The following is a 13,874-nucleotide window of genomic DNA, read 5'->3' on the forward strand; positions in this document are numbered from 1 at the left end:
CAGCCCACGGCCATATTCCTGTACTACCCGCTTTTTGAACCCTTCGCTGTAATGTACAGCCGGGGTTCTCCTTTTTAATTTAACGCTCTCATTCTCCATCTTGTTGACTCTTTTTAGTCAACCTATTTTAGGACGGGACATAACAAGATATAACAGTAATGAAGTCTAATACTGAATCGAAAGATTTAAATTTAACCACTGTAATCGACTCAATTTATAATGGAGATTACCAGCTTCCGGAGTTTCAAAGAGACTACGTTTGGAAGGATACGAATATTAAATCTTTATTTGAATCTGTTCTCTCTGCGCATCCTATTGGAACAATTTTGATTTTAGAATTAGACAAAGAACAACCATTGCTCGCCTGGACAAATTTTTCAGAAATTTTACCGGCTGAGAATAGGCAAATGGTTTATAATAAAGAAGATAAAAACCCCCCTGATTACCTAATTTTAGATGGACAGCAAAGATTAACTTCATTGGCGCATATCACTCACGGAACAAGTAAAGCTACTTGGTATCTCGATTTAATCCCTGTAAAAGATTCTTGGGAAAATGACAATAAACCAGATGAAAAAAATTCGATAAGTACATGGATTGAGCAAAAACTTGAAATATCAGAGTATGTTAGAAAAGGAAAAAAAGCAGATGACCCAATGCGATTTTTTCGTGGCAAACAAAAAAAAATGCCTCTGACAATATTGAGAGATAAAAATACATTTTTAAGAGCTTTAAACGAAGTTAGAGACTCTATCAATGCAACTATATCAGAAAAGAATTATGAAAAAAAGAACCATAAAAAATTAAACCTTACAACTACAATTAAGGAAATTGAACAAGAAATAAAAGAGCAAAGCGAATGGTCCGAGTTTTTAGGTATTGCTTTGCCGGCTTTAATTGATAACTACTTTGACTATAAACTGCCGACAGTTGTAGTTTCAAAAAGTATGGGTATAACAGGAGTTTGTAAGGTATTCACAAAAATAAATACAACTGGAATCGAATTGGGCGCATTTGACTTAACTGTTGCAGTAATGTATCCTAAAAACGTTAGGTTAAAACAGATGTTTGATGACGCGATGGATAGTTTTCCTTTGGTTAAGACTATTGACGAATCTGCAAAAAGGTATATTTTGCATACTGTAGCTTTGCTTAGCAATAACTCTCCAAAGACAGCGTCCCTTCCGGAAGTTTTAAAACCTAAAGATATTCATGAGTTTTGGGATAAAGCTGTGATAAATTTGGATGAAGCCTGTACAAATGTCGATGAGTATTGCGGAGCATCAATTGCAGCGGGGAATGTCAACTATTTAGTTTATTCTCCATTAATGTCAATATTAGCATATGTAATCAATACACATCCAATTAAAATAATCAAAAATCCAGTCTTGACTTTACTTCGCTCACAAAAATTGAAAGCTTGGTACTTTGGATGCGGAGTTTCTAACAGATATAGCGAGGGCACAGATGCAAAACAACAAAAAGATAAAAAAGAAATAAGCCTTTGGATGGCGTCGCCTTTATTCGAAGAAAATATGCCTTCTTGGCTGGAAAATATCTATTGTGACTTCAATTCTTCAAAATCAAGTGCTGTAGGTAAATCCGTAATCTCTATGTACAATTTATTAAAACCTAAAGATTTCTATGAAGATAAAACTGTCGGTCCCGGTGAAGAAATTGATTGCGACTTACACCACATTTTTCCTCGTGCCGCAATGAGAAAAAAAATAATGAAAGATTTAGGAATCCGAGATAACGCTGCCGCAGATAAACTATTAAAAACCGATTACAATATAGATTCTGTGATGAACTTAACCTGGATGTCTTCGATTACAAACAGAAACATCATTCGTGACCGAATGCCATCTGAATACTTAAATGAAATTATTAGGAATTATGGTGGAGGAGAAAATGGAAAAAATAAATTATTAAGTATAATGTATTCGCATTGTATTAATAAAATTGGTCTTGACCACCTATTACAGGACAACTATCAGGGATTTATTGAGGAAAGAAAAAAATCAATGATTTCGGAAATGAAAACCACTGGTTTTGTAAGAAACATTCTTACAGGAAACGATGCTGAAAGTGAAATAAGTGATGAGATTTCCGAATTTAATTAATTTAAATCCGCCACCCCATCCCCATAAATCTCCCTCCCCAACAATTGCCCGCACAGCTTCACCGCGCTCGCAAAAGCGTCTTCATGGAAACCATATTTAAAATAGCTGCCGCAAAAGTACACCGGCCCGCTTTGGTTTAGTTTATACAGTTCGTCCTGCGCCTGTATAGCGGGGACATCAAACAACGGGTGCTCATAGTCGATCTCGCGGATAATCTTCTTTGGGTCTATCCCGATATGTGGGTTGATGGATACAAAATAGTTTTGTTTATCGCTAACGCCCTGCAGTTGGTTCATCCAGTAAATCGTGCTGGGCAAGGGTTTGCCTTTTTGCATTTCTATGCGGTAGTTCCAACTGGCCCAGGCCAGTTTGGCCTTGGGCATAATGCTTTCGTCGGTATGCAGTACGGCTTTGTTGTATTGGTATTTAAAGTTGCTTAGCAATCGTTGTTCATCAGCCGTAGGTTGCGCCAACATGGCCAATGCCTGGTCGCCATGCGCGGCTATGATCACTTTATCAAAGGATTCGGATGTGCCATCGATAGCATGCACCACCACCTTTCCGCCTTCGCGGGATACTTTCAGTACCTTTTTGTTGATGGCAATCTTGTCCTTAAACGGCTTGATGAGTATTTCGCGATAGCTTTGGCTGCCGTTTACCGGGGTATACCATTGGTGCTGTGTATCCAAACCCAAAAAGCCGTGGTTTAAAAAGAAACGTATCAACGTTACCGCCGGGAAATCCAGCATCTGCTCCATCGGTGTGCTCCAAACCGCGCTGCTCATGGGCACCAGGTATTTCCACAGCATATCGTCGCTGTAGCCAAACTCTTTGATGTACTTCCCTATCGACCAGTCCGCATATTTCGGGTCGTCCAAAATCTTCACGCTCTCTTTGTTAAAGCGGCCTATCTGCAACAGCATTTTGATATAGCTGGGGCTTAAGATGTTCTTCCGCTGCGCGAACAAATGGTTTACGCTGCTGCCGCTGTACTCCAAACCTGTGGGCACATGCTGCACGCTAAAGCTCATATCGGTTTTCTTTACCGGCGCGCCAATCTCTTTAAAAAGTTTGCACAAATTGGGGTAGGTCTTATAGTTGAACACCATAAAACCGGTATCCATATAAATAGGCTGCCCATCCTCAAAAAGGGTAACGGTATTGGTATGGCCGCCCACATAGTCGTTTTGCTCGTATAGGGTAATGTCCGCAACGGGGTTTAAAAAATGCCCGCAGCCCATCCCGGCAATACCGGTGCCTATAATGGCTATCTTTTCCTTCATTTGGTAATGCTGTTTAAAAAAGTCTCTACGGCATAGGTAGACAGTTGCCCGCCCGGTCCGTACAAATGGTAATCAAAGCCATGCGTTGCCCAGGGCAGTTTGAGCCAGTAGTGCGGTATGCCGTTTTGTTCTAATTTCAAATCCAACCTGCGGCTATGCTCGCGCGATACCAGCACATCATTCTCACCATGGATAATGAGCGTGGGTACCGAGCGTTTGTCCACAAACTCCAACGGCGAGCAAGCTACATATTTTTGCGGCGCCTGCTCATAACTCCCGCCAATATAATCGCGCATCACCTTGCGGGAATCCATGATGAGCGGGTTGGATGGTATCGAATACCCCCAAACCATATCTGCAGGACCATAAAAATCTATCACTCCTTTCACATGCATATCATGTAAAGTGTAAGCCGCCAGCAGAGCAATTTGCGCCCCCGCCGAGCGACCAAGCAATACTATGTTATTGGTATCAATATGCAGCTCATCCGCATGTTTGCAGAGATAAGTTATCGCATTATGGATATCCTCAACCGGTGCGGGTGTTTGATATTGAGGCGCCAACCTGTAATTAATAGAAGCTACGTTGTAGCCCTTAAGGGCCAGATAACTATTCAGTTCGGGCAATTCGCCGCTATTACCGCTGCTCCACGAACCGCCATGAACAACAATGACACATGGCTTAGGTGTAATCGGCGGAGCATCGTGATAAGGGACCCATTCTATTCTTTCTGTCTTTCTATTTTGTGTATAGTAATCCAAGGTCAGCGTGGTATCGTGGTATTGCATATAAGCAACAGTCTTATAATCCACCTTGGGTGCAGCCTTAAACAGCTTGGCTAAGCTAAACGGGTTTAACGTCTCATCGGTTTCACCGGTAAAAGCCTGCGCCATTTCCTGCTTAATGTCCCGTGATATCCAGTATGCCCTCACAATCGGTACCAAAAACAAAACAATAGCCACAATACCGATAATATTGCCAGCCAACCTATACGGCGTTACCCAAATACCCCAAACCAGCAACACAACCGTAACCGCGATAAATATCAACGAAAACTCACAGACCAAAATGGCGGTTATCCAAATATAATAGGCGGGTGCCTTAAAAATGGTCAACAGCGATAACAGCAATAAAATAACAAGCAGTACTAAACGTGTCATATCTTATTTTTATGGAATAAATAATGGCTAACTATCCATTCGTTGCCTTCCTTATAGTTCCATAACTCGGCGCAAGCCATATAAAACAAGCGCCAGTACACCCACCATTTTACGGCCTGGTCTTTGCCGTAAGTTTGCTCAAACAGGGGCATAATCTCGGCTTTGTGCTCGTCCATATTCTCCAGCCATGCTTCCGATGTTTTGGCGTAATGCTGCCCGTTCACATGCCAGTGTTGCTCAACCAAAAGGTCATCGTTAAAATAAAATAGCAGGTCATCACTCGGCATAATGCCGCCGGTAAAAAAGTACTTACTCATCCAATCATCCTCACCCTTCACTTCGAACAAGTAGGCGTACTCCTTGTGCGTGAAAATATGGATGAACAGCTTGCCATCGTCCTTTAAAAAGGATGCCACCTTGGCCATCAGCAATTGGTAGTTGCGCATATGCTCAAACATCTCCACCGATACCACCCTGTCAAATTTATCATCGATAGTAAAAGTGTTCATATCTGCGGTGATCACGGTCAGATTTTTGATGCCCCGTTGTTTGGCTTGTTCATCAATGTGCAGCTTTTGCGTCCGCGAGTTGGATACCACGGTAAACGTACTCTTCGGGAACTTTTCCGACATATACAGCGACAGCGACCCCCATCCGCAACCCAGTTCCAATACATTTTGCCCCTCGGCCAGTTCGGCACGCTCGCAAGTAATTTCAAGCATGTCGGCTTCGCTCGTATCAATATCAACAACACCGGGTTTCCAGTACCCGCAACTGTATTTAAGATGTTTGCCCAGGCAGTATTGGTAAAATTGAGTAGGCACTTCGTAATGCTGTTGGTTGGCATCCGCCGTGTTTACCGCTATGGGCGATGATTTGAGGAAATCAATCAACTTCATCAAATGCGCCTGCTGCGCTTCGGTATTGCCCATATCCTCTTCCTCGAGACGTTTTTTGAGCAATTGCCTGATGCCCTTTCGTATCAAAAAATCAGGGATTTTATTTTGTTCTAATAATTTATCGTACCACATGTGTTAAGGTTGTTATGCGAAGATATATCTTTCGCGTATTTTATGATAATACGATATTTTTAGATGTATGGATTGATGGAACCGTAATTAACCAGCTTTTTAAAAGTTCTCCCTACCGGGGAGGATTTAGGAGGGGCTGTTTGTTGGTTTCTTAAACCACGGCACAAACACACTCGTCGTTTTTTGATAGGCCCTGTACAAATCTCCTTTCGAGCGTATGGATTGTTCTTCCGTTGCCGGGATACCCGTCACCTTCAGCAACAGGTACAATATGATAGCCGGACTAATCACCGCCAAATACCCATATGGCGATGCCAGCGCGAAAATGAGGTAGCTTACCCATATCAGCCATTCAAAAAAATAATTGGGGTGGCGCGAGTAGTTCCATAATCCTTTGTCGCATACCTTGCCTTTGTTGGCCGGGTCCTTTTTAAACGCCTTGAGCTGCTGGTCGGCAATAGATTCTCCTAAAAACGCCACCAACCATAAGCCCGCCCCCGCATATTCAAAAACCGAAAGACCGGGTGTGGTGTTGATGCAGATGATAAAAAACGGCACCGCCAGCAACACATTCGATACCGCTTGTGCCTGGAAAAACCCAAAGAACTTCTTATCCGGATGTGGTTCCCACTCTTTGCGCAGCTGTTGGTAACGGCCTTCTTCCTCGCCAATATGGCTTACAATGCGGATCATCAGATAAGTACCCAGCCTCAAACCCGACAAAAACACCATCCCGCATATCAATAGCTTTCGCGGCTCAAAACCATCGGCCAATAAGTAAAGGATAACCGCTATCACCGGGAAGTTATAGCTCCAAAAAATATCCACCACGCCGGCGTTCTTAATTTTGGTGGCCCATAGCCAAACCAACAACATAATGGTGCAGCAGGCCAGCAGGCACATCGCCACCAAAAAAATCAATGAGTTGCTATCCATTCTTTTTCCCGAATAATTCTTTTAAACCCTCATCCTGCTTTAGCCTGAACAGTTGGATGAGCATATAGGTGCAGGTAGCAATACTACCCAGACAAACCAACAGGATGAGCCATACGATTTTTACCGCAATGCTGCGCTCCTTAAAGCATATCCAAACAAAAATGAAGGTAACGTTGGTATAAAAATCCCAAAGCGCGGCACGCATCCAGGGGATGCCACCTAAAAAACCCCACTGCGCAAACAAATTGCTCTGTATGCTGGTGCTTATCACCACATAACAAACCCAAACTAATAATACACTAAAAATTATCTTGAGGGCTGTTACCATAGGCGTTTGCTATAATTTACGTAAGCGGATGATATGCAGTTTGTGCAGAACGATAATTATTGGATAAGTAGGATCCAACTCGAACCATTTTTTGGCAAAGTTGGCATCGTTCGGCTTTTTATGGTGATTGTTTTGGAACAATTCGCCCATCATCAAAAAGTCTAATGGAATAGAATTTTTGCTGTGGTCATCGTTATCAAAATTTGAGTAGCCATATTTATGTCCGCACCAGTTTACTATGGCGCCGTGCAGCGGGCCCATTAAAAAGTGGATGGGCAACAACAGGTATAACCACCAATGGTCGGCAAAAATAATATAGAACGATATGTAGAAAGCGATAAAAAACAAACGGGTTATCCAAAGGTCGCCAATGTTATCAATAAAGGTCCAGGTAGGGTAACGGTCAATAAACTGTGCCTCCGGCTCGGTTTTAAACTTACGGTACGACAGGTATATATTTTTGGTTTGGATCATCAAGCCCCAAACATCCTTGGCAAAATGCGGCGAATGCGGGTCTTTTTCGGTATCGCTGTAGGCATGGTGCATGCGGTGGATAATGGCATAAGCCCTCGGGTTTAAAAACGACGAACCTTGCGACAAGAAGGTGATACTGTAAAATACCTTCTCCCAAAATTTGTTCATCTGGAACATTTTATGAGATGCGTACCTATGCAAAAAGAACGTTTGTGAAAATAGCGACAAAAACCAATGACACAAAAAGAAAACGATAATGATAACCATAAAAATATAAGCAACTAAAGTAACTACGAATAACCAAATATATTGGTTTTTAAAGAGCGCAAAAATACTGTTTTTATTTTGTTCGGAGTATGGTTTGAATGTAGTTTTATTGCCCTGCTGCTTCCGCGCATTTACTGTGCGTAAAAATCTCTGCTATTCTTTTTTCCAAACACAAAAAAAGACTCTACCAAACAGAACGCTATTCCAAATTCTGGAAAATATTTTTTTATTTATTTCATAATACACTAATTGCCAATGAATTATAATTTTGGCATAGCAATAGCAAATGGGGTTAACAGCAAATTAAAAATTATGAAAAAAACCCTAATCCTATTTTTCGCATTATTGCTTTTTTTTGCCTTCGGGTGCAAAAAAGACGCGACGCAATTTCCGTCGCAAACAAACCTATTGCTCAGCCTCGAAACGGTAACAAACAGTGCCGGACAGGTGACAGACAGCCTGGCTTATAATTACGACGAGTTTAACAGGCTTACCGAATTTAAACACTCAAGCAACGGCGATGATTACATATTCAATTACGATGACTATGATAATTTAACTTCCGTTAACTACTACAACCAACGTAAACTCATCAACGTTACTATTTTTAACTACAACGGTTCAACTGTGGTACAAAACACGGTGTATTTTGTAAACGGCGCCGTATCCGGCATTGGGGTTTGCACCCTTACGCTTAATGCAAATCAAAAAATCATCAAACGCGATTATGGTGCCAACAACTATGATAGCTACACTTACGATGCTTTGGGCAACCTAAATACCGAAAGCTTTTACAAAGCTACAAACACCACCACACCTTTCAGCACAGCAAGTTTTCTGTACGATAACAGTAAAAGCCCGTTTACTAACGCAAAGGGCAACTACAACCTTTTTATTATCGATAATTCAAAAAACCGCTGGGACTATAAATACTATACCAATAACGTTACCGGGGCAAATTTTGGAACTTACACCATTACAACAGGCAACTACCTTTACACTGATGCCGGTTTCCCGGCCTCGGTAACCTTTGTAAACAGTTCTACAGGTGCTTCCGAAACGCATAGCTACAGCTATACATCAAATTAAACGTACCCACATAATAAGACAACAATACCCAATACCGACTGTTAAGCAATGCGCAAAAAAACGCATTGCTTTTTTTGCCATTTGCCGTTCAAAATGGGTATTTATGGGTGTTTTTTCTGTGCATAAATACGTCTGCACAATGCTTTTATGTCTCCCCTATCGCGGTACATTTAGAGAGGGCTATGGGTATTTATGGGTGTTTATAAAAACAACAAATCCGCCACGTCTTTGCGAGGAACGATGCAACCCCTGCGCGAAAGGTAACCGACAAGCCAGGCACCAATGAACTAATGACCAATGAACAAAACTATGGGTATTTATGGGTATATTTTCAAAGAACTTTTTTGATGTCTTCCTGCAGGTGTTGTTCACTCCCGTTTCCCTACAATATACGACTTTATTTTGAGAACTGAAAATTATATGCCTAAAGAGAGACGCGAACGCTCAAGACCTTTCTTCCCGGCAGGGCAGCTTCGGCCAAAAGCCGGGAAAACAATGGTGGGCAAGAGCGTTGGAAGGGCATAGCAATTTTCGCCTGAAGCGTTGGCCAGTTGCGACAAAAGGGGGCGGAAGGTTGCAGCCCAGGTTTTCCCGGCTTTGTGCAGCATGGCCTTGCGCGCAAAGAAGCCTTCCTGCTATATGAATTTTTGGTTCTTTTGTTTCCAAGACAAAAGAACTAAGCCTTTGCGGCAATGAGCAAACCAAAATCGCCTATTCAACGAAAATCTTCCTCCCCAAAATAAAAATTTGCAAATCCCAATCCTTATCCTTTACTTTGAATCACAAAGTACTTTATAATGGAAGATAAAGAAATTTACGCCGAGATCAGCTCCATCCGCAACCTCATGGAGCGCTCCACAAAATTTATTTCGCTTAGCGGGTTGTCGGGTATTTTGGCCGGGGTATACGCCTTGGCCGGGGCAGCGTTTGCGCAGTATGCGATTAATAACGACAGCGACACCTTTAATAAATATATTCAAGACCAGATACAAGCAAACAAAGGCCAAGCTCTGTTTATCGGGGTTCAGCCTGAAAGGCTTGTTCTATTTCTGCTTTTTATAGCCGTGTCTGTATTGCTATTATCCATCGCCACCGGCATCTTCCTCACCATCCGCAAGGCAAAACGCAAAGGCCTCAGCGTTTGGAACCAAAGCAGCCGCTCCTTTCTCATCAGCGGCGCCATTCCGCTTCTTACCGGCGGTTGCTTTGTGCTCATCGAATTGTACAACAGCCACTACAGTATCATAGCCCCGGGCTGCCTTGTTTTTTACGGCCTCGCCCTGGTTGCTGCCGGCCAATACACCTTTGGCGACGTAAAATGGCTGGGCATTTGCCAAATTATATTAGGTTTGTTTGCCGCTTTAGTGCCAGGTTATGGCCTGCTGCTATGGGCAACGGGTTTTGGCCTGCTGCACATTATATATGGTACCCTAATGCATTTTAAATACGACCGCGATAATGTTGCTCAATAATTTCGATAAAGCCTTCGAAAACCGCGTTCGCCTGCAGGTAATGAGCGTGCTGGCAGCCAACCCCAGCTACGATTTCAACTCGCTCAAAGACCTTCTTGGCGTTACCGACGGCAACCTGGCCTCGCACCTCAAGGCGCTCGAAAAGGAGGAATACATCACCGTGAGTAAAACCTTTTTGGGCCGCAAACCCAATACCAGCTACCAGGCCTCGCCCGCCGGCATAGCCGCCTTTAAAAAACACCTCGAAGCGCTCGAAAATTTAATTAAACAACAGAAAATCTAAATTTTTTTATCTACTTACTTTGAAATACAAAGTACTTTTAAAAATATAAATTAAAACCAACAACCATGCACACATCAAAAAACTGGATCAGCCATTTTAAAAACAACGCCGAAATCCAACGCGTAAACTGGAATTTGTCGCCAACCATTACCAATCGCGAAGTGGAACTCATCCTCCCCTCGTTGCAAGCCTGGCAACTGGCCGAAACTTCGGAAGGCCGCGACCTGATAGCTGCCTCAACAAAATATGCAGCAAAAATTGGCGACCCGCTGTTGGTAGATGCCTACAAACTATTTATAAAAGAAGAGCAAAAGCATGGCGATGAACTGGGCAGCTATCTGGATAAGATAGATAAACCCCGGGTAAGCAAAAGTTGGGACGATTCCGTATTCCGCAGCGTGAGGCATCTTAACACCAGCATGGAAGCCTGGACGCTCACCGTTTTGGTGGTAGAGAGTACCGCGCAGCTGTTCTATCAGTCGCTAAAAGATGCTACCAACTGCCAATTGCTCAGGCAAATCTGCACCGACTTATTGATTGATGAAGCGTACCATATCACCTTCCAAACAGACAGGTTGCAGGTCATATTCGAAGGGAGGTCGGCAAGCGGGAAATGGTTACGAAAATACCTTTATAAGTTGTTTTTCTATCTCACAGCCACCACAGTATGGTTGGCGCATAAAAAAATATTCAAAGCCGGCGGTAATACTTTTAAAAGCTACACCAAAAAAATGCAGCAAAAGTATATCAAAACTATCAACCGTATAACATCGCCCATCAACATGCAATCCATCGAATTATATCCCAAACCATGAACACACAACTCATCAAAATCTGTATTTGGGCCGTCATTATCGGCCTGGCTTTAAGCGGCCTCACGGCCTTTCCTATCCAAACCGAACTGGCCTGGTTGGTCAATCATTCATCGGCCTTGCCCGAAATGCTTAAAGTCTACCTTATAGCCGTTTACCAGGCCATAAAAACCACCAACCAATACTACCCATACCTAAGTTATGGTACCGACTGGCTGGCTTTTGCGCACCTGGTTTTGGCGCTGCTGTTCGTAGGCCCGCTGCGCGATCCGGTAAAAAACATCTGGGTAATTGAGTTTGGTATGATAGCGTGCCTACTCATCTTCCCGCTCGCCTTTATAGCCGGCAGCATTCGCGATATACCCATCTTTTGGCGGCTCATCGATTGTTCCTTCGGCGTATTCGCTTTCATCCCATTATACATCGCTTATCGCGACATTAAAAAAATCAAACCAAAACCCCGTTCACTATGATACGCTTTCATCTCAACTATTTTATCCTGGCTTTGCTGCTTTTTATTGTCGAAGTATTAATTGCCCTTTTTGTGCACGACAGATTCCTGCGCCCCTACGGCGGCGATTTCCTGGTATCCATTTTGGTGTATTGCGCCGTTAAAAGTATTCTCAACACGCCTGTAAACGCCACGGCCTTCTGGGTGCTGCTGTTCTCCTATGCTGTCGAGGTTTCGCAATACTTCCATCTCGTCAATGCATTGGGTCTGGGCAATTCGGCATGGCCCCGAGCCATCATGGGCACATCATTTTCCTTTGTCGATATGTTGATGTACACGCTCGGCATCATTTTAGTGCTATTTTTGGAAATGTATCTTAAGCGCGAGGTTATTTAGGTAAACACATGCAGTATTTTGTAAATAAAGATTCTATAGTTCGCGAAATTTGGGGCAAAGCCGATACCATCCTTTTCATTTTTGCCGGCTCGGCGGCCGAGTTCGCGCTCAACAAGGCCGTCGACTGGCTCTATTACACCGGCAAGCTCCCCGCCGACCCGCTTGGCCGCCTGTTCAGCACCGTGGAATATGCCCGCCGCATCATCTTTGCTGACTTGGATAGCGCCAACCAAGCCATCGATCAAATAACCGCTATCCACCAAGGCGTCGAAACGAGCCGCGGCGCCACCATCCCCGATTGGGCTTACCGCGATGTGCTGTTTATGCTCATTGGCTACTCCATCAGCTCATACGAGGCCCTCGAAAGAAAACTCACCGATGCCGAAAAAGCTGAAGTATTCGATGTTTTTTACTGTGTGGGCCTGCGCATGGGCCTCACCGGTCTGCCCCACACCTATCCCGATTGGCTCATGGCCCGCCAAAGCCATCTCAACAACAACCTCATCAAAAGCCATTTCACCACCGATCTGTTCAAACAATACCGCAAGCACCTTGGGTTAATCAGGTACCTACTGCTGAGGCAGGTACAAGCTATTGTATCGCCAACAAGGGTAAAACAGTTTTTGGGTCTGCCCGAAATTGCCATGGCCCTGCCCGCACGTTGGCTATACAAACAAAGCCGCAAAATCAAGTTGGGCCATGCTTTGCGCGATGCCATGCTGCCCCTAAAATTCAAAGCGCAAATAAAGGCTTTGGATAAAATCCAATTGTAGCCTATTACAATTTACCACGGCTTTTCTTCCAAAAAGTAGATAATTTTCTCGATTCTGGATTATCTGCAAGCCTCCATTAATCGTAATCAATTGAAAATAAGGAATTTATTTATTTGGCATTAAAATGGCCTAAAATGGTCAGCCGCCTAAACACCAGCACCAAAAAGCCTTTACAAACACAGGCTTATATAACAATATCTAAAGCGAACATTTTCCCCGAAATGTTTATATGCCCCTTATTACCGGCCGGACGGGGGTCCGGCTGGTTTAAGGGTTTTTTTGTTACTTGATACCAGTCCAATATAACAAAACAGCAGGAACGATTCCGGTTTAAATGGTATGCAATTCCCCGTCAAATGCCCTCGGTTGATTTTTACGTATAATTACTCAACATATTAGGTAATAATACGTATAGATATGTCCCGGCATGGCCCCTATATTTGTGATGTAAAAAGAAGGTTAAAATAGTACCGGCCGTACAAAACGCTTTTGAAAACAATTATTCACCCTTTCCCTAACCCTTAATTATTATTTTATCAAAATGAGCAATACCCCTACCCTCAGTTTCTCATCGTTAAGGTATAACGTTAGCGATATAACGCAACTCGTTGCCAATACGCCCGGAATAGAAAGTTTTTGTTTTTGTTATTTTTTCCCGGGCGGTACCGACAGCATCGGCCTGGTGGCTTACGCGTACATCGAACAAACCGATAGTTACAATCCCGACTATGATACACTGGATGTTGATGAAACAGACGTGCTGACTATAAACGGTCCCATCGTAATGACGAACAACGTCATCTCGATTGAAGACGTTCAAAACCTTATCGTCAACGCGTTGCCGGATGACTATCTGCTATTCATCCCTACCGTCAATGCTGATAACGATATTTTTTATCACATTAAATTTTGCCAGGGTACTCCCGACGGAAGGGTACGCGGAGGTGGCGGAGACGATACCAACCCATCACCACCGGCAACCTAAAAAACACTTTA

General features: G+C 43.3%; 16 protein-coding genes. 9 read left to right on the forward strand and 7 right to left on the reverse strand.

Annotation, left to right across the window (positions count from 1 at the left end):
- The first annotated feature begins 158 nt into the window (after positions 1-158).
- On the forward strand, positions 159-2,123 hold the full coding sequence (locus QZX97_RS08770; protein ID WP_295664573.1) for a DUF262 domain-containing protein: 1,965 nt from the start codon (positions 159-161) through the stop codon (positions 2,121-2,123).
- Here the strand turns inward: QZX97_RS08770 and QZX97_RS08775 are convergent.
- From QZX97_RS08775 to QZX97_RS08800, 6 genes are all read right to left on the reverse strand, one after another.
- Positions 2,120-3,406, reverse strand: a complete 1,287-nt coding sequence (locus tag QZX97_RS08775; RefSeq protein ID WP_295664574.1) for an FAD-dependent oxidoreductase — start codon at positions 3,404-3,406, stop codon at positions 2,120-2,122. The two genes, QZX97_RS08770 and QZX97_RS08775, sit on opposite strands and share 4 nt — an antisense overlap.
- Entirely contained in the window at positions 3,403-4,566 is a 1,164-nt protein-coding gene (locus tag QZX97_RS08780) for an alpha/beta hydrolase (protein WP_295649992.1), read from the reverse strand. Before QZX97_RS08780 ends, QZX97_RS08775 begins: the two co-directional genes overlap by 4 nt.
- Positions 4,563-5,597: a cyclopropane-fatty-acyl-phospholipid synthase family protein gene (locus tag QZX97_RS08785; protein ID WP_295649996.1), complete on the reverse strand. Its 1,035-nt coding sequence runs from the start codon at positions 5,595-5,597 to the stop codon at positions 4,563-4,565. Before QZX97_RS08785 ends, QZX97_RS08780 begins: the two co-directional genes overlap by 4 nt.
- 126 nt (positions 5,598-5,723) lie before the next feature.
- The gene (locus QZX97_RS08790; protein WP_295649998.1) at positions 5,724-6,533 is read right to left on the reverse strand and encodes a DUF1295 domain-containing protein; all 810 of its coding nucleotides are present in this window, start codon (positions 6,531-6,533) and stop codon (positions 5,724-5,726) included.
- Complete coding sequence (locus tag QZX97_RS08795) at positions 6,526-6,861, reverse strand: DUF1475 family protein (protein ID WP_295650000.1); 336 nt, start codon at positions 6,859-6,861, stop codon at positions 6,526-6,528. The genes QZX97_RS08790 and QZX97_RS08795 overlap by 8 nt, the downstream gene beginning before the upstream one ends.
- A gap of 9 nt (positions 6,862-6,870) precedes the next feature.
- Positions 6,871-7,602: an acyl-CoA desaturase gene (locus QZX97_RS08800; RefSeq protein WP_295651217.1), complete on the reverse strand. Its 732-nt coding sequence runs from the start codon at positions 7,600-7,602 to the stop codon at positions 6,871-6,873.
- Positions 7,603-7,914: 312 nt separating this feature from the next.
- Here QZX97_RS08800 and QZX97_RS08805 point away from each other — a divergent pair, with 312 nt between their 5' ends.
- The gene (locus QZX97_RS08805; protein ID WP_295651220.1) at positions 7,915-8,691 is read left to right on the forward strand and encodes a hypothetical protein; all 777 of its coding nucleotides are present in this window, start codon (positions 7,915-7,917) and stop codon (positions 8,689-8,691) included.
- Positions 8,692-9,107: 416 nt separating this feature from the next.
- On the opposite strand, the gene QZX97_RS08810 is transcribed toward QZX97_RS08805, so the two are convergent.
- Positions 9,108-9,299 carry a hypothetical protein gene (locus QZX97_RS08810; RefSeq protein WP_295651223.1) on the reverse strand — a complete coding sequence of 64 codons (192 nt, stop codon included), beginning with the start codon at positions 9,297-9,299 and terminating at the stop codon, positions 9,108-9,110.
- A 189-nt stretch (positions 9,300-9,488) separates the two neighbouring features.
- Here QZX97_RS08810 and QZX97_RS08815 point away from each other — a divergent pair, with 189 nt between their 5' ends.
- The 7 genes from QZX97_RS08815 to QZX97_RS08845 all read left to right on the forward strand — a co-directional run bounded on the left by QZX97_RS08815 (position 9,489) and on the right by QZX97_RS08845 (position 13,863).
- The gene (locus QZX97_RS08815; RefSeq protein ID WP_295664575.1) at positions 9,489-10,163 is read left to right on the forward strand and encodes a hypothetical protein; all 675 of its coding nucleotides are present in this window, start codon (positions 9,489-9,491) and stop codon (positions 10,161-10,163) included.
- Positions 10,150-10,446 (forward strand): transcriptional regulator, encoded by a 297-nt coding sequence (locus tag QZX97_RS08820; RefSeq protein ID WP_295651229.1) that lies wholly within the window; start codon positions 10,150-10,152, stop codon positions 10,444-10,446. The genes QZX97_RS08815 and QZX97_RS08820 overlap by 14 nt, the downstream gene beginning before the upstream one ends.
- A gap of 65 nt (positions 10,447-10,511) precedes the next feature.
- Positions 10,512-11,261, forward strand: coding sequence for a ferritin-like domain-containing protein (locus QZX97_RS08825; protein WP_295651231.1), 750 nt, complete (start codon positions 10,512-10,514; stop codon positions 11,259-11,261).
- Positions 11,258-11,731, forward strand: coding sequence for a hypothetical protein (locus tag QZX97_RS08830; RefSeq protein ID WP_295651234.1), 474 nt, complete (start codon positions 11,258-11,260; stop codon positions 11,729-11,731). Before QZX97_RS08825 ends, QZX97_RS08830 begins: the two co-directional genes overlap by 4 nt.
- Complete coding sequence (locus QZX97_RS08835; protein WP_295651236.1) at positions 11,728-12,105, forward strand: DUF2809 domain-containing protein; 378 nt, start codon at positions 11,728-11,730, stop codon at positions 12,103-12,105. The genes QZX97_RS08830 and QZX97_RS08835 overlap by 4 nt, the downstream gene beginning before the upstream one ends.
- 8 nt (positions 12,106-12,113) lie before the next feature.
- Complete coding sequence (locus QZX97_RS08840) at positions 12,114-12,878, forward strand: oxygenase MpaB family protein (protein ID WP_295664576.1); 765 nt, start codon at positions 12,114-12,116, stop codon at positions 12,876-12,878.
- Positions 12,879-13,419: 541 nt separating this feature from the next.
- Positions 13,420-13,863 (forward strand): hypothetical protein, encoded by a 444-nt coding sequence (locus QZX97_RS08845; RefSeq protein WP_295664577.1) that lies wholly within the window; start codon positions 13,420-13,422, stop codon positions 13,861-13,863.
- The last annotated feature ends 11 nt before the right edge of the window (positions 13,864-13,874 follow it).

Origin of the sequence: uncultured Mucilaginibacter sp. (genome assembly GCF_903893715.1) — a bacterium.
GTDB lineage: Bacteria > Bacteroidota > Bacteroidia > Sphingobacteriales > Sphingobacteriaceae > Mucilaginibacter.

What these genes read in the sequence shown, in the direction of transcription:
- QZX97_RS08770 (WP_295664573.1), top strand. Translation starts at nt 159, where the DNA reads ATGAAGTCTAATACTGAATCGAAAGATTTAAATTTAACCACTGTAATC.
- QZX97_RS08775 (WP_295664574.1), bottom strand. Translation starts at nt 3,406, where the DNA reads ATGAAGGAAAAGATAGCCATTATAGGCACCGGTATTGCCGGGATGGGC.
- QZX97_RS08780 (WP_295649992.1), bottom strand. Translation starts at nt 4,566, where the DNA reads ATGACACGTTTAGTACTGCTTGTTATTTTATTGCTGTTATCGCTGTTG.
- QZX97_RS08785 (WP_295649996.1), bottom strand. Translation starts at nt 5,597, where the DNA reads ATGTGGTACGATAAATTATTAGAACAAAATAAAATCCCTGATTTTTTG.
- QZX97_RS08790 (WP_295649998.1), bottom strand. Translation starts at nt 6,533, where the DNA reads ATGGATAGCAACTCATTGATTTTTTTGGTGGCGATGTGCCTGCTGGCC.
- QZX97_RS08795 (WP_295650000.1), bottom strand. Translation starts at nt 6,861, where the DNA reads ATGGTAACAGCCCTCAAGATAATTTTTAGTGTATTATTAGTTTGGGTT.
- QZX97_RS08800 (WP_295651217.1), bottom strand. Translation starts at nt 7,602, where the DNA reads ATGGTTATCATTATCGTTTTCTTTTTGTGTCATTGGTTTTTGTCGCTA.
- QZX97_RS08805 (WP_295651220.1), top strand. Translation starts at nt 7,915, where the DNA reads ATGAAAAAAACCCTAATCCTATTTTTCGCATTATTGCTTTTTTTTGCC.
- QZX97_RS08810 (WP_295651223.1), bottom strand. Translation starts at nt 9,299, where the DNA reads ATGCTGCACAAAGCCGGGAAAACCTGGGCTGCAACCTTCCGCCCCCTT.
- QZX97_RS08815 (WP_295664575.1), top strand. Translation starts at nt 9,489, where the DNA reads ATGGAAGATAAAGAAATTTACGCCGAGATCAGCTCCATCCGCAACCTC.
- QZX97_RS08820 (WP_295651229.1), top strand. Translation starts at nt 10,150, where the DNA reads ATGTTGCTCAATAATTTCGATAAAGCCTTCGAAAACCGCGTTCGCCTG.
- QZX97_RS08825 (WP_295651231.1), top strand. Translation starts at nt 10,512, where the DNA reads ATGCACACATCAAAAAACTGGATCAGCCATTTTAAAAACAACGCCGAA.
- QZX97_RS08830 (WP_295651234.1), top strand. Translation starts at nt 11,258, where the DNA reads ATGAACACACAACTCATCAAAATCTGTATTTGGGCCGTCATTATCGGC.
- QZX97_RS08835 (WP_295651236.1), top strand. Translation starts at nt 11,728, where the DNA reads ATGATACGCTTTCATCTCAACTATTTTATCCTGGCTTTGCTGCTTTTT.
- QZX97_RS08840 (WP_295664576.1), top strand. Translation starts at nt 12,114, where the DNA reads ATGCAGTATTTTGTAAATAAAGATTCTATAGTTCGCGAAATTTGGGGC.
- QZX97_RS08845 (WP_295664577.1), top strand. Translation starts at nt 13,420, where the DNA reads ATGAGCAATACCCCTACCCTCAGTTTCTCATCGTTAAGGTATAACGTT.